This window comes from Micromonospora sp. NBC_01699, assembly GCF_036250065.1.
Classification (GTDB): domain Bacteria; phylum Actinomycetota; class Actinomycetes; order Mycobacteriales; family Micromonosporaceae; genus Micromonospora_G.
In genome coordinates, this window is sequence record NZ_CP109199.1 from 3,987,424 (window position 1) to 4,009,082 (window position 21,659).

18 protein-coding genes are annotated in these 21,659 nt (G+C 70.9%); 9 read left to right on the top strand and 9 right to left on the bottom strand.

The features are described from left to right. Positions 1–1,587, bottom strand: a complete 1,587-nt coding sequence (locus OG792_RS17435; RefSeq protein ID WP_329110854.1) for an ABC transporter substrate-binding protein — start codon at positions 1,585–1,587, stop codon at positions 1–3. Next, entirely contained in the window at positions 1,588–2,796 is a 1,209-nt protein-coding gene (locus OG792_RS17440) for a dipeptidase (RefSeq protein ID WP_329110855.1), read from the bottom strand. A 247-nt stretch (positions 2,797–3,043) separates the two neighbouring features. Here OG792_RS17440 and OG792_RS17445 point away from each other — a divergent pair, with 247 nt between their 5' ends. From OG792_RS17445 to OG792_RS17455, 3 genes are all read left to right on the top strand, one after another. After that, on the top strand, positions 3,044–4,045 hold the full coding sequence (locus tag OG792_RS17445) for an ABC transporter ATP-binding protein (protein ID WP_329110856.1): 1,002 nt from the start codon (positions 3,044–3,046) through the stop codon (positions 4,043–4,045). Beyond that, positions 4,026–5,054 carry an ABC transporter ATP-binding protein gene (locus OG792_RS17450; protein WP_329110858.1) on the top strand — a complete coding sequence of 343 codons (1,029 nt, stop codon included), beginning with the start codon at positions 4,026–4,028 and terminating at the stop codon, positions 5,052–5,054. Before OG792_RS17445 ends, OG792_RS17450 begins: the two co-directional genes overlap by 20 nt. Positions 5,055–5,464: 410 nt before the next feature. Then, positions 5,465–5,992 carry a hypothetical protein gene (locus tag OG792_RS17455; RefSeq protein ID WP_329110860.1) on the top strand — a complete coding sequence of 176 codons (528 nt, stop codon included), beginning with the start codon at positions 5,465–5,467 and terminating at the stop codon, positions 5,990–5,992. 85 nt (positions 5,993–6,077) lie between these two features. Here OG792_RS17455 and OG792_RS17460 read toward each other — a convergent pair whose 3' ends face one another. The 4 genes from OG792_RS17460 to OG792_RS17475 are packed head-to-tail and all read right to left on the bottom strand — an operon-like array spanning position 6,078 to position 11,772. After that, entirely contained in the window at positions 6,078–7,286 is a 1,209-nt protein-coding gene (locus OG792_RS17460; RefSeq protein WP_329111309.1) for a bifunctional glycosyltransferase family 2/GtrA family protein, read from the bottom strand. 30 nt (positions 7,287–7,316) lie between these two features. Beyond that, on the bottom strand, positions 7,317–9,479 hold the full coding sequence (locus OG792_RS17465) for a glycosyltransferase family 39 protein (RefSeq protein ID WP_329110862.1): 2,163 nt from the start codon (positions 9,477–9,479) through the stop codon (positions 7,317–7,319). A gap of 45 nt (positions 9,480–9,524) precedes the next feature. Beyond that, a complete protein-coding gene (locus tag OG792_RS17470) occupies positions 9,525–11,048 on the bottom strand; it encodes a HAMP domain-containing sensor histidine kinase (RefSeq protein ID WP_329110863.1) in 1,524 nt (507 codons plus the stop codon). Continuing rightward, positions 11,026–11,772, bottom strand: coding sequence for a response regulator transcription factor (locus OG792_RS17475; protein ID WP_329110865.1), 747 nt, complete (start codon positions 11,770–11,772; stop codon positions 11,026–11,028). Before OG792_RS17475 ends, OG792_RS17470 begins: the two co-directional genes overlap by 23 nt. 278 nt (positions 11,773–12,050) lie before the next feature. Between OG792_RS17475 and OG792_RS17480 the strand changes: the two genes are divergently transcribed. The 3 genes from OG792_RS17480 to OG792_RS17490 all read left to right on the top strand — a co-directional run bounded on the left by OG792_RS17480 (position 12,051) and on the right by OG792_RS17490 (position 14,919). After that, a complete protein-coding gene (locus tag OG792_RS17480) occupies positions 12,051–12,926 on the top strand; it encodes an FAD:protein FMN transferase (RefSeq protein ID WP_329110867.1) in 876 nt (291 codons plus the stop codon). Between the two features lie 272 nt (positions 12,927–13,198). Beyond that, positions 13,199–13,753: a SigE family RNA polymerase sigma factor gene (locus OG792_RS17485; protein ID WP_329110869.1), complete on the top strand. Its 555-nt coding sequence runs from the start codon at positions 13,199–13,201 to the stop codon at positions 13,751–13,753. Then, positions 13,750–14,919 carry a hypothetical protein gene (locus OG792_RS17490; RefSeq protein WP_329110870.1) on the top strand — a complete coding sequence of 390 codons (1,170 nt, stop codon included), beginning with the start codon at positions 13,750–13,752 and terminating at the stop codon, positions 14,917–14,919. The genes OG792_RS17485 and OG792_RS17490 overlap by 4 nt, the downstream gene beginning before the upstream one ends. 111 nt (positions 14,920–15,030) lie before the next feature. Here OG792_RS17490 and OG792_RS17495 read toward each other — a convergent pair whose 3' ends face one another. Continuing rightward, positions 15,031–15,822 (bottom strand): putative protein N(5)-glutamine methyltransferase, encoded by a 792-nt coding sequence (locus tag OG792_RS17495; protein ID WP_329110872.1) that lies wholly within the window; start codon positions 15,820–15,822, stop codon positions 15,031–15,033. 229 nt (positions 15,823–16,051) lie between these two features. Between OG792_RS17495 and OG792_RS17500 the strand changes: the two genes are divergently transcribed. Next, the gene (locus tag OG792_RS17500; protein WP_329110873.1) at positions 16,052–17,041 is read left to right on the top strand and encodes an acetylxylan esterase; all 990 of its coding nucleotides are present in this window, start codon (positions 16,052–16,054) and stop codon (positions 17,039–17,041) included. Between the two features lie 68 nt (positions 17,042–17,109). Here OG792_RS17500 and OG792_RS17505 read toward each other — a convergent pair whose 3' ends face one another. Further along, the gene (locus OG792_RS17505) at positions 17,110–18,963 is read right to left on the bottom strand and encodes a discoidin domain-containing protein (protein WP_329110874.1); all 1,854 of its coding nucleotides are present in this window, start codon (positions 18,961–18,963) and stop codon (positions 17,110–17,112) included. Between the two features lie 314 nt (positions 18,964–19,277). Here OG792_RS17505 and OG792_RS17510 point away from each other — a divergent pair, with 314 nt between their 5' ends. Further along, positions 19,278–19,922: a hypothetical protein gene (locus tag OG792_RS17510; protein ID WP_329110875.1), complete on the top strand. Its 645-nt coding sequence runs from the start codon at positions 19,278–19,280 to the stop codon at positions 19,920–19,922. On the opposite strand, the gene OG792_RS17515 is transcribed toward OG792_RS17510, so the two are convergent. Next, positions 19,919–20,770, bottom strand: coding sequence for an SDR family NAD(P)-dependent oxidoreductase (locus OG792_RS17515; RefSeq protein WP_329110876.1), 852 nt, complete (start codon positions 20,768–20,770; stop codon positions 19,919–19,921). The two genes, OG792_RS17510 and OG792_RS17515, sit on opposite strands and share 4 nt — an antisense overlap. A gap of 128 nt (positions 20,771–20,898) precedes the next feature. On the opposite strand from OG792_RS17515, the gene OG792_RS17520 reads away from it, so the two are divergent. After that, the gene (locus OG792_RS17520; RefSeq protein WP_329110877.1) at positions 20,899–21,558 is read left to right on the top strand and encodes a TetR/AcrR family transcriptional regulator; all 660 of its coding nucleotides are present in this window, start codon (positions 20,899–20,901) and stop codon (positions 21,556–21,558) included. Positions 21,559–21,659 lie beyond the last annotated feature (101 nt).

A 21,659-nucleotide genomic window follows, 5' to 3' on the forward strand; every position in this document is an offset into this window, starting at 1 on the left:
TCAGCTCTTCGTCACGTTGGCCAGGGACTGCGGATCCACCACGGAGAGCAGCTCACTGGGCTTGATCACGAAACCACTCCACTTGTCGCTGTGGGCGAAGTAGAGGTTCTGCATGTACATCACGTTGTCGTACACGTTGGCGTGGACGATCTTGGCCGCCTGCTGGGCAAGCGAGCGCTGCTCGGCCTTGTCCGTGCTCGCCTGCGCCTTGGTGATCAGTTCGTTCAACGCCGGGTCGTCGACCAGCGAGTAGTTGATCGCACCGCCGGGCAGGTAGGTCAGGGCCATGTTGGTGGTCGGGTCGTCCATGATGGCGAAGTTGCCGGCGTAGATGTCGTACTCTCCGGCGGCCGTCTTGGCCAGGTACGTGTTGCGGTCCATGCCCTGGAGGTTGATCGTGATGCCGGCCTTGGCCGCGTCGTCCTTGACGATGGTCGCCCACTGCGAGGTGACCGCGTCCTGTAGGGAGTAGATCATCGACAGCGAGAGCGTCTTGCCGGGTCCGTAACCGGCCTCGGCGAGCAGTTGCTTCGACAGGTTGGGGTCGAAGTTGTACTCCTGGAGCGACGGGTCGACGAACTCCTTGAGCACCGGCGGGATCGGGCTGGAACCGGTGGTGACCGCCTGGCCCTGGAGCACGACCGTACGGATCGCGTTGTAGTCGACCGCGTGGGCGAGCGCCTGGCGGACCTTGACGTTGTCCAGCGGCTTGCGCTTCATGTTGTACGTCATGTGCGCGTAGCCGAGGCCCGGAACCTCCTCGACCTTGATCCCGCTGGCGGCCTGGAGGTTCTTCACCTGGGCCGGCGGCAGGGCGTTGGCGATCAGGTCCACGTCGCCGTTCTTCAGCGCGAGTATCTCGGTGTTGACGTCCGGGTAGACCCGGTAGACGATCTTCGCCACGGTCGGCGTGCCGTTGGGCGCGAACGGGTACGGGGTGACCCGCTCCAGGGTGTAGTTCTGCCCCTTGGCGAAGCTGGTCAGCTTGTACGGTCCGGCGCTGACCCAGTTGCTGTTGTTGGGGAACTTGGCCACGCTGCCGGCCGGCTCGAAGACGTGCTGCGGGACCACGTTCATCCAGAATCCGGCCTCGCTGACCACTGTCGAGTCCGGGTTCTTGAGCTTCAGTTCGACCCGGGTCGGCGACGGCGCCGAGGCGGAGTCGACGTTGACCAACTGGCCGTAGGTGGTGTTGCCGGCCGGCTTGTCCTTGAGGATCGCATTGATCGTGTACGCGACGTCACTGGCGGTGACGGGCTTGCCGTCGCTCCATTTCATGTCGTCGCGCAGCTCGTAGTAGCCGGTGGTCGGGTTGGTGTAGCCGAACGTCTTGGCCAGGTAGGGCTGCTTGGCGCCGTTGGCGTCGATGGTCAGCAGCCGCGGGTACATCAGGCTGGTGATCCAGTTGTCGGTACGGCTGTTGCCGACCAGCGGGTTGAAGTTGACCACGTCGGTGGTGGTGGCGATCGTCAGTGTCGCATCGCTGCCGCCGTCGGCCGTCTTCGACGGTTCGGACGGCCCGCAGGCGGCGACCGTGGACGCCAGCGCGAGGGCGGCGACCGCGATGAGGGGTTTACGAACACGCATCTAGACCCAGACCTCCTCAAGGACACGGATGGTGTTGCCGCCCACGACCTTGCGGATCTCGTCGTCCGAGTAGTCGTGGCTGACCAGCCATCCGATGATGTTGTAAAAGCACTCGGCCGGGTTCTCCAGGCCGTCTACGTACTCCACCTTCGGGTGCTCGACATGGCCGTGCGCCTGAGAGATGGACAGGTTGCCCGAGAAGGCGGTGTGCAGCCCGACGTGGTCGCCGAACAGGGTGTCCGGGCCGAACGTCACGTGGTCGATGCCGATCTTGTCGACCAGGTGGGTGAAGTGGTCCATCACCGATTCGAGCGAGTGGAACGGGTGCGCCTCGGACAGGGTGGTGTGCGGGGCGGCCTCGATGCCGATCACGCCACCACGCTCGGCACACGCCTTGATGAGGGCGTCCGGCTTCATCCGGTTGGTCGGCCACACCTCGCGGGAGCCGCAGTGGGTGATCAGGACCGGCTTCGTGGAGTAGTTGATGACATCCAGCGCGGTGCGGTCACCGGAGTGCGAGATGTCGATGGCGAAGCCGAGCTTGTTCATCCGTTCCACGGCCCGCTCGCCGAAGTACGTCAGGCCGCCGTCGCCCCGCTCCTTGAGCCCGCTGCCGAGGTAGTTCGCCTCGGAGTAGGCGATCCCGATCTGCCGTACGCCGAAGCCGTACAGCACGTCGAGCCGGTCGACCTCGTTTTCGATCGGGGTGGCCGCCTCCAGCGCGAAGACGTGGGCCAGCCGGCCGGTCTCGTGCGCCCGGTGGATGTCCCGCAGCGACTCGGCCTTGATGACGTAGTCCTGGTGGGCCAGGTCGGCCATCCGGACACCGAGGTCGAAGAGTACGTCCTGGTACTTCCAGCCGGCGTCGCTGGAGATGCAGCAGGTGCCGTCCATGCCGTTGTCGAAGACCGCGGTCATGCCGGAGCGGGCCAGGCCCTGGTAGCCGGTGGGTTCGCGGCCCTGCCGGATGTGCTCGCGGAGCTGGCCCATGTCCTGGGGGAAAACCTGGACGTGGTCGTGCAGCGAGATCACGATTTCGTCGGTGAGTAGCCGAACGGTTCGTTCCCGCTGGCTGTCCGACAGCTCCAGGCCCTGGTAGGCGGGGACACGGCTGATCTGTTCGGCGTACTTGAAGACCCGGTAGTCCTTGCCCGGCTCCAGGTAGTCATACGCGGTGTAACCGGTGTATCGCTTTGCGCTGTCAAGCATCAAAGCCCCTTTCTCCGTGACCCCGGAATGCCGTGATTCAGTGACACTCCGTGTCGTTGCCGTGCCGATTGGTGATGGCGCGATGTGGTCGCCGCTCCGGCCGGAAAACCGGCGGCCGGGGCGACCCATGCAAGGCTTGCAATAATCCGGCACAGAAGTCAAGATGCAAAAGAAGAACGGGCAGCAGAGCTAGTCATTCAGCTATCTACGGGCAGCAGCGTCCACTTGATTTACCGGGAGGAAACACATGCGTCACCCGCCCGACGCCGCGTTGCACGTACGCGGCCTCTCGGTAACTTTCGGCACCCGCCGTGGGCCCGTACCCGCCGTCGTCGACGTCGACCTCGACGTCGCCCCCGGCGAACTGGTGGCCCTGCTCGGTGAATCCGGCTCCGGCAAATCGGCCGCCGCCCGCGCCATGATGGGGCTGTCCGCCCCCAACGCCACCGTCACCGCCGACCGGCTCCGGCTCGGCGACACGGACCTGCTCGCGCTGCCGGACCGGCAACGCCGCGAGGTCCTGGGCAACCGGATGAGCATGGTTTTCCAGGACGCGCTGTCCGCGCTGAACCCGGTACTGTCCATCGGCGACCAGCTCGGCGAGCTGTTCCGCACCCACCGGCAGGCGTCCCGCAAGCAGGCCCGCGCGGCCGCGATCGAACTGCTCGGCCAGGTCGGCATCCCGGCACCGTCCAGCCGGGTCGACGACTACCCGCACCAGTTCTCCGGCGGCATGCGGCAACGCATCCTGATCGCGATGGCGATCGCGCTCCGCCCCGAACTGGTCATCGCCGACGAGCCGACGACCGCGCTGGACGTGACCGTGCAGGCGCAGATCCTCGAACTCCTCGACGGACTGCGCCGCGACCTGAACATGGCCGTCCTGCTGATCACCCACGACCTGGGGGTGGTCTCCGAGGTCGCCGACCGGGTGATGGTCATGTACGCCGGCCGGGTGGTCGAGGCCGGTAGCGCCGACGACCTGCTCAGCCGCCCGTCGCACCCGTACACCGAGGCGCTGTTGCGCTCGGTCCCGCAGGCCGAACACCGGGGCCGGGACCTGTACGCCATTCCCGGCAGCCCACCCAGCCCGGCCCACCAGCCGGGCGGCTGCCCGTTCCACCCCCGGTGCGATCGCGTGATCGACCGCTGCCGGACCGAGCGCCCCGTGCTCACCGTCGTCTCCGCCGGCCGTACCGCGGCCTGCCACCGCAGCGAGGAGGTACGCCATGCCGCCGTCCTCGGGTGACCTGGTGCTCGACGCCCGGGACCTGCACAAGACGTTCGCCACCGGCCGGTCCGGCCTACGCCGCTCGCGGGTCAGCGCCGTCGACGGGGTGAGCCTGCGGCTGCACGCCGGCGAGTCGCTCGGCATCGTCGGCGAATCGGGCTGCGGCAAGTCGACGCTGGCCCGAATGCTGGTCGGACTGGAACGGCCCGACTCCGGCAGCATCGAGATCCACGGGCGGGACGTCACCCGGGTCCGGGGACAGGACCGGCGGCTGCTGCGCCGGCAGGTGCAGATGGTCTTCCAGGACCCGTACACCTCGCTGGACCCGAGGATGAGCGTGCTCGAACTGATCGGCGAGCCGCTGGTCGTACACAAGCAGGTGTCCAGCGCCGCGGCCCGGCGCGACCGGGTCGCCGAACTGCTCGGCCTGGTCAACCTCGCCCCCGAGCTGATGCACCGCTACCCGCACCAGTTCTCCGGCGGACAGCGCCAGCGCATCGGCATCGCCCGCGCGCTCGCCCTGGAGCCCGAGGTGCTGGTCTGCGACGAGCCGGTCTCCGCACTCGACATGTCGGTCCAGGCGCAGGTGGTCAACCTGCTGCGCGACCTGCAACGACGGATGAACATCGCGCTGCTGTTCATCGCGCACGACCTCTCGGTGGTCCGGCACGTGGCCGACCGGACCGCGGTCATGTACCTCGGTCGGCTCGCCGAAATCGGCGACACCACCACCGTGTACGACGACCCGGCCCACCCGTACACCCGGGCGCTGCTGTCGGCGGCCCCGGTGGTCGACCGCGACCGGCGGAAACTCGGTGACCGGATCATGCTCATCGGCGACCCGCCGAGCCCGGCCAACCCGCCGAGCGGCTGCCGGTTCCACACCCGCTGTCGCTTCGCCCAGGACCGCTGCGCCGCCGAACAGCCGGTCGCGCGCCGGCTGGAGGACGCCTCGGACCGGACGGTGGCCTGCCACTTCGCCGAGGAAGCCCAGGCCACGGGGGCGTCCGCGACCCCGGTCGGCTGATCCTCCTGCGTCGACCGCCCCACACCACCGCCGGTCGGCCGGTCCTCCTCAGCGGCCGGCCGGCGGTGCACCATCGCGTCTGTGCCATCTCGTAGTTTCCCCAGAGATGTAGGTCGAGGTCGACAAGCCCGAACGCACCTGGGTGACGCGCCGGGGATCGATCGATCGGCCATCTCCGGGTCTGCTGAGGGCATAGGGTGCATCGGATGGAGATGGGCACCGAGGCAGCGAGGGGAGCCGCTCGGTCAGGCACCGGCTACCGTGCGGCGTTTGACCGGCTGTTCGATCGAGGACGTGTTGCCGTTCAAACCGGTACGCACTACTCCGACTCTCCGCCGGTCGATGGGGGCCGTTGGGGCATGTCGGTGGTCCTGCGACCTGGCGTGGAGTGTGCGCTCCGATTGGCAGAGGTGACCACTGAGGCACTGTCGGTGGCTGGGGTGGATCATTGGCCGACAGGTGGGCCAGAGGCGGTGCATCTCACCGTACGGGCGATCCAGGCGCATCGGTCGGTGATGCCTCCGGGGGACCCGCTGGCGGTGCGGTGCGCGACGGCGCTGGAGCGGGCGGGGACGGTATCGCGGCCCGTGCGGCTGAGAATGCGGGGAGTGACGCTGACTCCTTCCGGGGTGATGGCGTGTGCGTACCCGGTTGATTCGGCGGCGGACGACTTTGCGGCACGACTGGGCGACGAGCTGGGTGACGACGGCTGGTTCGAGGCAGGTTTCGCACGGGATATCTGGTACGCGACCGTAGTCCACTTCGCCGGGCCGGTGTCTGACCCGACCGGCCTCGTGGATTGGGTCGCGGCGCGTAGAGATCTCGATCTCGGCGAGAGCGTGATTCGAGAGGCCGAGTTGCTGCGTTTCCGGTACAACGGTCGACAGCCGGTGCGAGTCACACTCGCGACCACACCACTCGGAGCGCCCAGCTCCTAGCATCCGAGCCACAGCCTGGTCACGGCTGCTGGCCCAGACCGGTGACGGTCCTCCCGACGGGCGCCTCGCGGGGGAGGCTCTATCGTCAGCCGCCCTCGCCCGTTGCTCGGCGGTGGAACAGCCAGATTCGGAGCAGGAGGAACCGGACCACCGTCGCGACCAGGTTCGCCCCGACCAGCACGAACAGCTCCACCGAGCGCGGCGGATGGGCGACCAGGTGGGGCAGCAGCGCGAGCGCGCTGCTGGTCAGGCCGACACCGACGGCGAACACCACCAACCCTTGCAGGTGGTGCCGGGCGACGTGACGCCGGCCGCTGATGCCGAAGGTGAGCCGCCGGTTCGCGGCGGTGTTCGCCACGGCCGTGACGAGCAGCGCCAGCAGGTTCGCCGGCTGCGCGCCGATGCCGGTACGCAGCAACGCGTACAGCGTGACGTAGGCGAGGGTGCTGGCGAGCCCGACGGCGGCGAACCGGAGCAGTTGCCGGGGCAGGCCGGCCGGCACCGGACCGGCCGGGGCGGCGAGAGGTGCACGGCCGAGCTGTGCGCGTACCTCGGTCAGTGAGAGTGCGCCGGTCGCCAGCCGCCAGATTCCGCGCAGGTCGGCCAGGGCGGTGGCGATGATGTCGACCCGGCTGTCCGGGTCGTCGATCCAGTCGACCGGAACCTCGTGGATGCGCAGCCCGGCCCGCTGGGCCAGCACCAGCAGCTCGGTGTCGAAGAACCAGCCGGTGTCGCGGACCAGCGGCAGCAGTCGCTCGGCGACATCCCGGCGAATGGCCTTGAAGCCGCACTGGGCGTCGGAGAACCGGGCCGCGAGCGTGCCCCGTAACAGCAGGTTGTAGCTCCGCGAGATGATCTCCCGCTTGGCGCCCCGGACCACCCGCGACCCGCGCCCCAGCCGGGTCCCCACGGCCAGGTCCGAGTGGCCCGAGATCAGCGGTGCGACCAGCGGCAGCAGCGCGGCGAGGTCGGTGGAGAGGTCGACGTCCATGTAGGCCAGCACCGGCGCGTCCGACCCGGACCAGGCCGTCCGCAGGGCCAGGCCGCGCCCCTTGCGGTCGAGATGCAGTACGCCGACGCCCGGCAACGTCTCCACCAGCTCCCGGGCCACCGCGAGGGTGCCGTCCACACTGGCGTTGTCCGCGATGGTGATCCGGAACGGGTACGGAAACGACTCGTCCAGGTACGCGTGCAGCCGCCGTACGCACGGGGCGAGGTCGATCTCCTCGTTGTGGACCGGGATGACCACGTCCAGTAGGGCGGTCGACGGTCCCGGTGCCCGCTGTTGACGCAGCGCTGTCGGTACGGTGGAGGTCGACACGGCTCAGCCCTCCCGGCCGGTGCTCAGGTCGTAGACGGTGGTTCCGTCGACGGTGCTCGCGGTGAAGTTCCCGGTGACCCAGGTGGCGATCTCCTGCGCCGCCTGGCTGCCGCCGTTGGCCCGGAAGCCCTGGCCACCGAGGTAGTAGTGGATCTTCCCGGCTCGGACGTACTCCTGGAATCGGGCGAGCGTGGGCGACGGGTCGCTGCCGTTGAAGCCGCCGATCGCCATCACCGGGTCACCGGTGGCGAGCTGGTATCCGGCGGCGTTGTTCGAGCCGATCGTCGCCGCGACCCAGGTGTACCGGTCCCGGTCCTGCTTGAGCAGCGCGACCATCTCGGCACTGGGCGTACGGGCATCGAGCAGTCCGCCCATGCCGCCACCGGGACCACCGGCCGCGCCCCGTGGCACGGTCGCGCCCGGAGCGCCGCCTCGGGTGCCACCGCCGGGAACGGCACCGCCCCGGTTCCCGCCACCGGGGAAAGCACCCTGGTTCCCGCCGGCCGGGCCGCCGGCACCGGGGAAAGCGCCCTGGTTCCCGCCACCCGCGAACGGGCCACCGGCGCCGCCGGGCATCCGGCCGCCACCCGGACCACCGCGCCCGCCGAACCCGGCACCGCCGGCGGCGGGACCGGCCGACGGGATCGCCCCGGCGTGGGCGGTGGCCGCGGTGTCGATCGAGTAGCCGACCGGGCCGGCGAGCGCGGCGAGCACGCCGAGCGCCAGTACCGCACCGGCCGCCCAGCGCGAACCCGGCGAACCGGCCACCCGCGCGGTCAGCCAGCCGAGCAGGGCCAGCAGCACCGCCGCGACGAGCCCGGCGATCAGCACGGTGGGTCGCAGCCACGACTGCCACTGTGCGCTGCGACCGAGCAGCACCCAGGACCAGCCGGCGGTGACCGCCAGCACCCCGGCGAGCACCGGCAGCGCGGCCCGGTGCCGGCGCAGCCGCCACAGTACGGTGGCGCCCATGCCCACCAGGGCGGCCACCGCCGGCGCCAGCGCGACCGAGTAGTAGGCGTGGAAGATGCCCTGCATCAGGCTGAAGGTGACCCCGGTGACCAGCAGCCAGCCGCCCCAGAGCAGGAACCCGGCCCGTCCCCGGTCGGTACGCGGCGCCCGGCCGGCGACCACCAGCCCGACCACGAGCAGGATCAGCGCGGCCGGCAGTAGCCAGCCGATCTGTCCAGCCAGGTCGGCGCCGAACAGCCGCAGCCATCCGCTGTCGCCCCAACCACCGCCGTTGCCACCCGGCCCACCACCACCGCCGCCGACGCTGCCGGGCTGTTCACCGGTGATCCGACCCAGCCCGTTGTAGCCGAGGGTCAGCTCCAGGATGCTGTTGCCCTGCGATCCGCCGACGTACGGGCGGGCGCTCGCCGGCACGAGTTGGACGATCGCCACCCACCATCCGGCGGCCACCACCAGGCCGAGCCCGGCCAGCAGGAGTTGCCGGATCCGGCGCGGCACCCCGGTCGGCGCGGCGACCAGGTACACGACGGCGAACACCGGCACGACCAGGAACGCCTGCAACATCTTGGTCAGGAAGCCGAAGCCGACCAGCACCCCGGCCAGCACGATCCACCGGGTGCCGGCCGTCTCCACCGCCCGGACGGTCGCGTACGCGCCGAGGACCAGGAGCAGGACCAGCAGGGCGTCGGGGTTGTTGAACCGGAACATCAGGGTGGCGACCGGGGTGACCGCGAGGACCGTGCCGGCGAGCAGGCCGGCGGCCGGACCGTACCAGCGGCGGACGGTCGCGAAGAGCACGCCGACCGAGGCGACCCCGGCCAGCGCCTGCGGGACGAGGATCGCCCACGGGTTCAGGCCGAAGACGCGTACCGACAGGGCCATCAGCCACAGTGCCGCCGGTGGTTTGTCGACGGTGATCGAGTTCGCCGCGTCGGAGGAGCCGTAGAACAGCGCCTTCCAACTCGCCGAGCCGGCCTGGGCGGCGGCCGAGTAGAACGAGTTGGCCCAGCCGGAGTCGCCGAGGCCGTACAGGTAGAGCAGCGCCGTCGCGAGCAGCAGCGCGCCCAGCGCCGGCCGGACCCAGGCCGGGGAGCCGGTCGGCGCGGTCGCGGGGGTGGGCTGCCCGTCGGGGGTCGGCGCGGCTTCGGGTACGGCGGGCACCGCGGTCGTCGGCAGAGTCTCTGATCCGTTCATGCCGGCAAGACTCGGTGCGCCCGCTAGGCCGATCCGGTGAGTGGCCTATGTGTCCGCTGTGAGTCGCGGCAGCCGGACCGTCAACGCGGTCCGTCCGGGTCGACTGGTGAGGGTGACCGTGCCCCGGTGCGCCTCCACCACCGCGGCCACGATCGCCAACCCCAGCCCGGTGCCGCCGACCGTACGGGACCGGGAGGTGTCGCCCCGGGCGAACCGTTCGAACACGTCCGCCTGCAACGCGGGCGGGATTCCCGGCCCGTCGTCGAGTACGGTCAGCGCCACCGCCTCCGGCCCGACCTCGGCCAGGCTGGTGGTGACGGTGGTGCCGGACGGGGTGTGGGTACGGGCGTTGGTCAGCAGGTTCGCCAGGATCTGGTGCAGCCGGGCCGGGTCGCCGTCGACGCAGACCGCCCGGTCGGGCAGGTCGAGCCGCCAGTTGTGGTCCGGTCCGGCGACGTGCGCGTCGCTGACCGCGTCGACCGCCAGCGCGCTCAGGTCGACCGGCTCGACGGCGAGCGGGCGGCCGGCGTCCAGCCGGGCGAGCAGCAGCAGGTCGTCGACGAGCGCGGTCATCCGGGTCCCCTCCGACTCGATCCGGCGCAGCGCGTGCGCGATGTCGGGCGGGACCGGGTCCCGGCCGCGCCGGGTCAGCTCGGCGTAACCGCGGATCGCGGCGAGCGGCGTACGCAGCTCGTGGCTGGCGTCGGCGACGAACTGGCGTACCCGGGTCTCGCTGGCCTGCCGGGCGGCGAGCGCGGCGGCGACGTGCCCGAGCATCCGGTTGAGCGCCGCTCCGACCTGCCCCACCTCCGTACGCTGATCGGTGTCGGCCGCCGGCACCCGTACGCCAAGCGCCACCTCGCCCCGGTCCAGCGGCAGTTCGGCGACCCGCCCGGCGGTGGCCGCGACCCGGCGCAGCGGACGCAGCGACGCCCGGACGATCAACGCCCCGGCGGTGCCGGCGAGCAGCAGTCCGCCGGCCGCGATCCCCGCCTCCATGCCGATCATCTGCCAGATGGTCTGCTCCAGATCGGTCAGCGGCAGACCGGTGACGATCACCTCGCCGTCCGGCATTTCCCGGGCGACCAGACGGTAGTCGCCCAGGTCACCGAGGGCGCGGGTACGCGGCTCGCCGTCGGCCGGCAGGCCGGCGAGCGTCGGCTCCTGCGCGGCCGGAACCGGCTCCCGTTCGGTGCTGGTGTCCGCGGGCAGCGTGACGGCCCACTCGACCTCCCCGTTTTCCACCACCCCGGTCAGGGTGCCGATCGGTTGCCCGCGCGGGAACGGTTCTGCCGGGCCGAACGGTTTCCCCGAGCCGGACGGCACGCCGGGCGGACGACCGTTCGGCGGGCCGTTCAACAAGCCGCCCGCGCGCCCGGCGACCGTGTTGAGCTGCTGGTCGAGCTGCTTGATCAGCGAGTGGCGCAACGCGATGGTGGTGGCGGCGCCGATCAGCACACAGACCACGGCGAGCAACGCGACCACGGCGGCGACCAGCCGGGCCCGTAGCGACCAACCGGTCAGCCAGCGGCGCAGCGCGGACGACTCAACCGGCGGGCTTGAGGACATAACCCGCTCCCCGCAGGGTGTGGATCATCGGCTCCCGGCCGACGTCGATCTTCTTGCGCAGGTACGAGATGTACAGCTCGACGATGTTGGCCTGGCCGCCGAAGTCGTAGTTCCAGACCCGGTCCAGGATCTGCGCCTTGCTCAACACCCGGCGCGGGTTGCGCATCAGGTAACGCAGCAGGTCGTACTCGGTGGTGGTGAGCGGGATGAACTGGCCGGCGCGGTGCACCTCGTGGCTCTCCTCGTCCAGGGTCAGGTCGCCGACCACCAGCACCGCGTCCGGCTGCGCGGCGATGCCGACGCCCGCCCGGCGCATCAGCCCGCGCAACCGGGCCACCACTTCCTCCAGGCTGAACGGCTTCGTCACGTAGTCGTCGCCACCGGCGGTGAGACCGGCGATCCGGTCCTCGACCGAGTCCCGCGCGGTGAGGAAGAGCACCGGCATGTCCGGGGCGTGCCCGCGCAGCCGCCGGAGCACCTCCAGCCCGTCCAGGTCGGGCAGCATGACGTCGAGCACTACCGCGTCCGGTTGGAACCGCTTCGCCTGCCGGACCGCCGCCAGCCCGGTCTCCGCGCTGCGCACGTCCCAGCCCTCGTAGCGCAGGGCCATGCAGAGCAGGTCGGTGAGCACGGTCTCGTCGTCCACGACCAGCACCCGGACCGGTTCGCCGTCCGGGCGGCGCAGCTCGACGTGCCGGCCGGAGGGTCGCGCGTCCGTCGTCATCCGTCCATGCTGCCGCCGGCCGCTGTGCCCCACCTCGACGGAACCTGTGTGCCGGCTGTGTAGGTCGACGGCGGGCCGCGCCTCGAACCGATCGGGGTCGGCGGCCGGCGGCGCACGGGCGACCGGACGGGGACCCGACGACGGGCGGTTCGCACAGCGGACGCACAGGTGCGGCATACGGGCGGTTCGCACAGCGGACGCACAGGTGCGGCATACGGGCGGTTCAGCGCGCCGGGCGACGGTGGCGGGGTGGTTCGGGCGACAACCGGGAGGGCACCATGGCGCAGGCGTGCTGGTCGGATCGGGGCACCGAGGTACGGGTGGTGGTGACCGGGTCGCAGGCGTGCCGGGTCGCCCGTCGACTGGTCACGGCGGAACTCGCCGCCCGCAACCGGGCCTGCGGGTTCCGCTGGGCCGGCAGCGAGTTGTCCCGGGTGCACCGGGCGGCCGGGACGCCGGTGCCGATCAGCGCGCGGCTCGCCGAACTGGTCGCCGCCGCCCTGACCGCCGCCGAGCTGACCGACGGCGACGTGGACCCGACGGTCGGCGCCGCCCTGCTGCGGTTGTCCCGCACGGGACGGGACGCCTGGCTTCCGGTGTGCGGATCGTCGCTGCGCCCGACCCCGCAATCGGACGGCTGGCGCCGGGTGATGCTGCGCGACGGTCTGCTGACCGTACCGGTGACGGTGCTGCTCGACCTGACCGCGACGGCGCGGGCGGTCACCGCGCGCCGCTGCGCGGACCTGCTCGCGGCGCGCACCGGCGGCGGCGTACTGGTCGCGCTCGGCGGCTGCGTGGCGACCGCCGGCCCACCGCCGCCGGACGGCTGGCGGGTGCCGTTCGGCGGCGCGACCCTGGTGCTCGCCGGTGGCGCGGTGGCCCGCACCCGGACCACCGGCCGTGGCCCGGCCCGGCCCATCGTCGACCCGCGCACCGGCCTGCCACCGGCTCCCGTCTGGCGGGAGGTCACGGTGGCGGCGGCCGACCCGGTCACCGCGAAGGCGCTGAGCCTCGCCGCGCTGGTACGCGGCCCGGACGCCGGGGCGTGGCTGGCCGGGCTCGATACCCCGGCCCGCCTGGTCGCGGTGGACGGCACCGTCGAGACGATCACCGCCGGCACGCGGGCCGAGCTGACGGCGGTCAGCGGCGGCTAGGTTCCGCCTCGCTGATCATGGGTCTCGTTGGTCGGTACCTGCGTGCGTCCGGTCGGGATGGACGGTGGCCCGAACGCACCGGGTGGGATGGACGGTGGCCTGAACGCAACCGGGCGGTGCGAGGTTGTCGTGCCCGGCGGTCGGGTTCGCGACCCGAAAGAGTTTGATCGTCGGTAACCCCGGATGGATCGAGACGACGTTTATAGGTGTGTCCATCGCCGCGCGGGCCGCCGTAGTTCTCTTTCGACCGGAGTTGATCCATGATGCAAGCCATGACGGGGGACCCTGTGGGCGTCACCGCCCGATCGCCCGTGGTGAAGCAAGTCACCAGCGACTTCGATTCCTTCTTTCGGGGCCGTACGCCCGCGCTGCTGCGCACGGCGTACCTGCTGACCGGTGACCGGCACCTGGCCGAGGACCTGGTGCAGGACGCGTTGGCCCGCACGTTCCGGGCCTGGCGCCGGCTGGCCGACGGTGGCAATCCGGAGGCGTACGCCCGCCGCGTCATGTACCACCTTCAGGTGAGCATGTGGCGCCGGCGCAGGGTGGTCGAGACGATGCCGGGCGAGCTACCGGAGCGGCGCGACAGCTCCGACCACGCCCACCACGCGGTCGAACGGCTGGCACTGCGCCGGGCGCTCCAGCAGTTGCCGGTACGCCAGCGGGCCGTCATCATCCTGCGTTACTTCGAGGACTACAGCGAGGCGGAGACCGCCCACATGCTCGCCTGCCGAATCGGCACCGTGAAGAGCCACACCGCCCGTGCCCTGCGCAAACTCCGTGAACTGATGCCCGAGATCAACCTGTCCGAAGGGGTGACCCGATGAACGACCTGAACCAGCGACTCGCCACCCTGGCGGACGAGATGACCGACACCGACTACACCGCACTGCGGGGCCGGGTGACCAGCACCGCCCGCCGGCTCGGCCACCGTCGCGCCGCCGTCACCTCCGTCGCGGCCCTGGCGTTTGTCGGCGCGGTCGCGATCAGTGGACTCCAACTGGTGCCGCAGGCACACAACACACCGCTACCCGGCGCCTCGACCGGGGTCGCCTCGCCCACCCCGTCGTCCTCCCCCTCGTCCTCGCCCTCGGCCGGGGCGAGCCCGTCGGCCTCCGAAGGGACGGCAGTGGCTCCGCCGGCGGGCCAGCCCGAGCACGTTCCGGGTCGGCTGGTCTACCTGCGGGTCGGCGCCGAGATCGAGGTCGTCACGGTCACCGACGGCCAGGTGCGTACCACGAGCTTCGGTGCGCGCAAGCTCGGCGACCAGGTCGCCACCGTCTCCCCCGACGGCAGCAGGGTGGCGCTGGTGCATCCGACCAAGGATCTCAGCACGTACCCCGGTGACCTGGTCATCGTCAAGCCCGGCGGCGCCCGTACGGTGGTCAAGCGGGACGTCTCCTGGGGCGGGGGCAACGAGCCGGTCTGGATGCCCGACTCCCGCCGCCTGCTGATCGCCGTCACCCCCATCAAGGACAACGCCGTGACCGGCGAGTCGTACGGCTACGTCGACGCCGCCTCGGGCAAGTACGACCAGCTCGGCCTCGACTCGTTCCCGAAGTACCTGAGCTGGTCGGCCAACGGCAGCCACCGCGCCCACGCCGACCGCAACACGATCGTGGTCGCCGGGGCGAACGGCAGCACCGTACGGCGGTTCAGCGTGGCGGACCAGCCGGAGTGCGACCACGAGTGCCCGATCGCGGTGCAGGCCATCTCGAACGATGGCCGGTACGTGGCCACCGCGCGAGGCGGCACGGACCCGACCCGGGTCACCGGTGCCCGCGTCGTGTTCGACACGACCACCGGCAGGCGGATCGCCCTGCCCCGCACCATCAACGGGGTCACGGAGATCTTCTTCCGGGCGGACAACAGCCTGGTCGTCCAGACCTCGAACAAGCTCTACCTGGTCAGCCTGACCGGCAACATCACGGCCACGATCGACCGACCGGACCCGACAAACATGGCCGACCTGTGGCGGTACCTCGACCACTGACCCGAGCCAGCAGGAGCGGTGGCGCCGGACCGGAGTCCGGCGCCACCGCTGTTCCGCGTGACCGGGATGGCTGGGTAAGCCCCGCCCGGAGCAGGGCCGCTGGCGTGCCGGTCAGCGGCGGCCGATGACCACCGTGGCGTGCAGTTCCTCGTCGCCGGTCACGGCGGGGGTGAGCCCGGCTCCGGCGAGCGCGGCGAGCGCGGCGTCGACCTGGTCCACACCGGTCTCCAGCAGCAGGTGCCCGCCCGGGGCGAGCCAGTCCTGGGCGCCGACGGCGACCCGGCGCAGCACGTCGAGGCCGTCGAGCCCACCGTCGAGCGCGACCAGTGGCTCGTGGATGCGCGCCTCCGGCGGCAGCAGGTCGACCGCCGCGCTGGGCACGTACGGGACGTTCGCGACCAGCACGTCGACCCGGCCGCGCAGCGCGTCCGGCAACGGCTCGTACAGGTCACCGGTGTAGACCCGGCCGCCGACCGGCTCCAGGTTGCGCCGGGCGCAGCGTACGGCGGCCGGCTCGATGTCCGCCGCGTGCAGCGAGACGCCGTCGACCCGGTCCGCGATCACCCGGCCCAGCGCACCCGAGCCGCAGGCGAGGTCCACGATGGTCGCCGCCGGTGGGGTGAGGGCCACCGCCCGGTACGCGAGCAGTTCGGTGCGTCGGCGCGGGACGAACACCCCCGGGTCGACCTCGATGCGCAGTCCGCAGAAGTCGGCCCAGCCGACGATGTGTTCCAGCGGCAGGCCGACGACCCGCCGTCGCACCATCGACCGCAGGGTGGCCCGGTCGGGAGCGGCGTCGATGAGTAGTTGCGCCTCGTCCTCGGCGAACACACAGCCGGCGGCGCGCAGCGTACGGATGATGGTGGCCCGGTACGGCGCCGGGGTGGAATGGGAAGTCGACATCGGTGAACCCTTCGGGACGCCTGTGGGCGCTCCCGCGGTTACCATGGCTCGACCTAGATCAAGGAAGCCATGGTGCCGCCCGGTGGGAGCAGCCGCCGTTCGTGACGAGAATCGGTCCCACCTCCTCGGGGCAGCAGCGAACTGAGGACGGCAACGTTACCCTCCGTTCCTCCTCGGCCGACGGCGGGGTGCTCACCGGCGGCGGCGCGTACGCGAAAGGACCACCCCCATGCTGGTCGACTGGCCCCTGGACCGCCTGCGTGACTACCTGCCCGCCCGTACCGAGCCGGCGGACTTCGACGACTTCTGGACCGAGACCCTGGCGCAGGCGCGGGCGATCGGGACCCCGCCCCGGTTCGACCCGTACGACGCCGGACTGGCCACCGTACGGGTGTACGACGTGACGTTCGCCGGCTTCGCCGGGCAACCCGTACGCGGTTGGTTCCTGGTCCCCCGGGACGCGACCGGCCCACTGCCGTGCGTGGTCGAGTACCTCGGCTACGGCCGTGGTCGCGGGCTGCCGCACGAGTGGCTGACCTGGAGCGCGGCCGGTTACGCGCACCTGGTGATGGACACCCGGGGGCAGGGCAGCAACGGCTCCCTGGCGGGCGACACCGCCGACCCGGACCCGGCCGGCGGGCCGCAGACCCCCGGTTTCATGACCCGGGGCATCGCCGACCCCGTGCACTACTACTACCGGCGGGTCTTCACCGACGCGGTCCGGGCGGTCGACGCCGCCCGGTCGCATCCGCTGGTCGACCCGGAGCGGGTGGTGGTCGCCGGGATCAGCCAGGGCGGCGGCATCGCCATCGCGGCCGGCGGCCTGGTCGACGGGTTGGCCGGGGTGATGCCGGACGTGCCGTTCCTCTGCCACCACCGCCGGGCCACCGAGATCACCGACGCCCAGCCGTACGGCGAACTGGTCACCTACCTGAAGACGCACCGGCACAGTGTCGAGCGGGTGTTCACCACGCTGAGCTACTTCGACGGGGTGAACCTCGCCGCGCGGGCCAGCGCCCCGGCGCTGTTCTCGGTCGCGCTGATGGACGCCATCTGCCCGCCGTCGACGGTCTTCGCCGCGTACAACCACTATGCCGGGGCGTCGAAGGAGATCGGCGTGTGGCCGTACAACGGTCACGAGGGCGGCGCCGCCTTCCAGCAGCGGGAGCAGCTTCGCTGGCTGCGTGACCTGCTCGGTGCCGGGGCGCCTGCGGCGTGACACCGGGGCCCGGGTGCGGTCGGGTGGACCGCACCCGGGGACGGTCGGTCCCGGCGGCGGCGCGCCGGTCAGCTCGCGTACGCCTCCAGCTCGAAGATCCGAGCCGCCCGGTCACTGTCGCTGGTCGGCGTCAGGACGTTCACCCGAACGTACCGGGCGGTGACCGGGGTGAAGGTGTGCGTGGTGACGTTGGCGGTGTTGCCGCGTACGGTCGCGACCGTGCTCCAGGTGGTGCCGTTGGTGCTGGTCTGGAGGTCGAAGTCACGGGTGTTCCAGGCCGGTTTCTCGCCCCCGGCACCGGAGTGCCGGACCACGAGCCGGCCCACCTGCTGGTTGGACGCAAGGTCCACCCGGAGCCACTTGGAGATGCCGAGCGAGCACCACTTGTCGGCGTTGCCGGCGGTCCAGGTCCCGTTGACCGCCTTGGCCGGTGCCTCGGCCGCCGCGCACTGGCTGTCGGCGGTGGCCGGCTTGTTCAGCGCCAGGTTGGTGCCGGTCGGCGGCGCCGGGGTGTAGAGGCGGATGTCGGTCAGGCTGGCGCTGCCCTCGTACACGTTGGTGTAGAGGTCGCCGATGACGAAGTAGTCCGGGTACGCCGACCCGGACGGCCACTGGTTCGCCCAGGTGGTGCTGCCGTTGTTGTCGTTCTGCACCAGGTTGTTGTTGTAGCGCCCGTCGTACTCGCCGGGTTCGGTGTTGTAGTGCCAGATCGGGGCGTTGTTGACGATGAACGGGCGGTGGAGGCGGATCGTCTTCTGCCCGACCCGGGCGAAGTTGCCGCTGGCCTCCAGGACGTAGCCGGTGGCGTCGCGCTCGATGGCGAAGGTGTAGAACTCGTTCGGCATCAGCTCGGGCTGGATTTCGGCGGCCGAGGAGAGCTGCTGTTCGGCGACGCCGCCGGAGCAGTTGGTCATGAACCACTGCGAGTTGCCGGCGAGTCCGCCCGGTCCGGGGTTCCAGTTCGGCAGGCCGCTGATCCACATGTTGACCGTGTTGAAGTTGCCGTCCCGGTAGTTGTAGTACTGGTTGGTGTTGGAGTTGCAGACCCGGCCGCCGGTGCCGCTGCCGACCCGGTCTGGGTGCTGGGAGAACGAGTCCATCAGCACCTTGCGGCGGTAGTGCCAGAAGTGGTTGTTCCGGGGCGCCGGGTTGGCGAAGTCGACGATCGACAGGAAGTGGAAGCCGTTGTAGCCGTACGGGCCGGAGCGGACGTCCTGCCACTCGCAGTAGGGCGCGGAGGCGTCACCGGACCAGCCGGGGCTGTTCGAGCCCTCGCCCCACGGGTGCTGGGTCTTGCAGCCCGTGGTGCTGTACCCGTTGACCCGGCCGCCGTACTCGATCGAGCCGTTGCGCTTGCCGCCGAAGTCGATGGTCTTCAGCTTGTACTCGACCCGGTACTGCGACGGCAGCTTGTTGGTCGGCCGGAAGATCGCCCCGCCGGTGTGGTCGGGCACGTTCAGCACCGCCACGTTGCCGCCGCCCTGTGCCTGGGTGGTGATCGACGGCGGCGCCTCGATGACCCCGTTCTTGTCCCAGTCGCGGGCCGACAGGGAGGCGGTCAACCAGCCGTTCTGCCCGACCGGGAACTCCTTGCGGTAGGTGTTGAAGGAGTTGAACGCGGTGGTCCAGTCCGCCCCGTAGTCGTTGCGGTACCACTGCCCGGAGTCGTCCATGATGGTGTCGAACGGGTTGGCGTAGGTCTCCCGTACCCAGGGCGCGTTGCCGGGGTTGACCGGGGTGGAGAAGTCCTCGGAGTAGAGCAGGTTCCAGGCGACCTGGGCGCCGACGTCGCCGGCCGGAGCCGGACCGCCGGCCGGGGCGGCGACGGCCACACCGGGTACGAACGAGGTCAGCGCCACGACGCCCGCGGTCAACGCGGCGACGGCCGTCCGGCGGCGCAGACCGCCGATGTTGCTGTGCATGATTGCGTACGACCCTTCACTCGACGGGTAAAGGTGCTTTTCACTGCCGTCTTCCGAACCGACCGCGCCCACGCGGTAAACACACCCCCCGTATGGTCCGGTGATTGTGGACGACGCGCCGATCGCCATCCGTTTTCCACTTCCGTAATTCGAGTAACTCGAATTACGCGGCCATTTCCGGCCGGTATCAGGAATCGTTACATCCGAAGCGATGCCAGTCAATCCGAGCCGGTGCCGCCGCACCTGTTTGGATCTTCGGGCCGGGCGTGGGCGATGATGGGCGCGCCCGTACCCCCGCAGATGAGGACGTCGACGTGAGCGCAGGAAGCATCGTGCAGGCCCCGGACGGCCGGCAGGTCGTGCTGGGCGAGATCGGCCAGCGGGTGCTGCTGGTCAACCCCCGGGTACGGGTGTGGGAGGTCCGGCTCGCCCCCGGTGGGTCGCAGCCCTGGCACCTGCACCACAACCCGTACCTGGTGCTGAACCTGGAGACGTCGCCCTGCCGGATGGACTGGCTCGACGGCAGCCCGGCCCGGTTCCTGTCCGAACGGGTCGGCGGGGTCGTGCACCGGCCGGTCTCGCCGGTGCACATGCTCACCAACCACGGCGACTCGAACTACCGCAACCGGATAGTCGAGCTGCTCGACCTCGGCGAGGAGGCGTCCGGCGTACCGGATCGGGCCCTGTCCCCCGCGCGGCCGGTGACCGGCGGTCTCACCCCGACCGAGGTCTTCGCCGACGAACAGGTACGCGTGCTGGGTGTCGAGGTGGAGCCGGGCGCCCGCCATGACTGGCGGGCCGGCGACATCCCCACGGTCGTGATCGGCCTCTCCCACCCGGACTCCGACGGCGTCCACTACCTCGGGCCGGGCGAGCGGCACGGGTTCGCCACCGACCCGACGAACCCGCACACCTTCCGGCTGGTCGAGCTGACCTACCTCGGCGCCGGGGGACGCTAGCCCGTCGCGTCGCCCGGCAGGGCGGACAGCAGTCGGCCGGTGAGCCGGTGCAGTCGCGTCGCCGCCTCGGCGTCGGCGTCGGCCGATCCCGGCGACAGGTCGATCCGGCGTTCCCGCATGAACGCGGACACCGGTTCGGCCGGCGGTGCGTCGATGACGGCGACGATCGGCACGATGCCCTCGCCCACCGGCCTGGCCGAGCGCCGCATCGCCTCGACCTGGGCGGCCGTGACCTCGTCGTAGTCGCCGGAAAGGCTGGTCGCGACGCCGCCGGGATGGAGCAACACATATCGCGTACGGCTCGCCGGGTACACCGCCGCGAAGGCGATGCCGAGCAGGTCGTTCGCCCGGCCGGCCTGGAACTGTGCGGTGAACCCGTCGTAGTCGCCGGCCAGCCCCGGATCATCCCAGCGGATCTCCGGCTTCGCGATCCCCGGCCCGGAGACGTTCACCACGACCGGCCTCACCGCCCGTTCCAACTGCTCCACCAGGCCGTGACCGAGCAGGTACCGGCTCAGGTAGTCCAACGCGAACGTTCCCTCCAGCCCCTCGGCCGTCTCCGTCCGGTTCGACCGGTAGTGCCGAGCGCAGAAGACGAGTACGTCGACCACCGGCCGGCTCGCCGCGATCTCTGCGACGACCCGCCGGTTCTCCGCCACCAGGCTCAGGTCGGCCCGGATGAACTGTGCCCGCGACCCGGCACCGTCCCGGTCGGCGCCGGCCAGGAACGCCGCACCCTTCGCCGGGTCGCGGCCCACGATGACAACGTTGTCGCCGCGCCCGAGGTAGGTCGAGGCGAGCGCCCGCCCCATGCCGTCGGTGCCGCCGGAGATCACGATGGTGCGCACGGATGTCGCCTCCCACGTTCTGAACTCGCTGGTTCAATCCAACGATCCGGACGGTAGTGCAGAACCAGGCAGGAAACAAGATTGAACTCACTGGTTCAGTCTGTTGGGTGACGGGATAGAGTGCCGGGGTGAGCACAGCAAGGGTCTCGATCGCAGCGGGGCAGGACGCCCCACGGGGACGCATCGACAAACGTCAGGCGATCCTGGACGCGGCGATCGCGGTGTTCGCCCGGCAGGGCTACGCCCAGTCCTGCGTACAGGAGATCGCGGCCGAGGCCGGGGTCGCCAAGCCGACCGTCTACAACCACCTGCACGACAAGGAGACCCTGTTCCGGCACGCGATGGAAGCCGCCGCCAACCGCGCCATGGCCGAGAACCTGGCGATCGTCGAACGGCTCGCCGATCAGGGCACGGACCTACGGGCCAGCCTGGACGAGTTCGGTTACCAGCTGCTGCGGTGCCACTGCGACGACCGGTCCTGGGCGCTGCGGCGCCTGCTCAACGCCGAGGTCAACCGGTTCCCGGACCTGATCGACATCGTCCACGGCACCGGGGCGAACCGGGTCGCCGAGGCGCTGGCCGACCGGCTGGCGCGGCTCACACTCGCCGGGCGCCTGTCCGCCGCCGACCCGGTCGAGGCGGCCGAACAGCTCCTCGCCCTGCTCACCGGCCCGATGGACAGCCGAGCCCGGCTCGGCACCCGGCCCGTTCCGGAGGGTGAACTGCGCGCGGTCGCGGTGGCGGCGGTCAACACGTTCCTGCGCTCGTACGGCGACGTCCGGGCGTAGCCGCCATTCACAGGAACGGAAAAAGCACTCAGGGCCTCACCGTAATCGATTCCGGTGAGGCCCTTCGTGGTCGCCGAGGATGAACTGACGAGATCAACCTC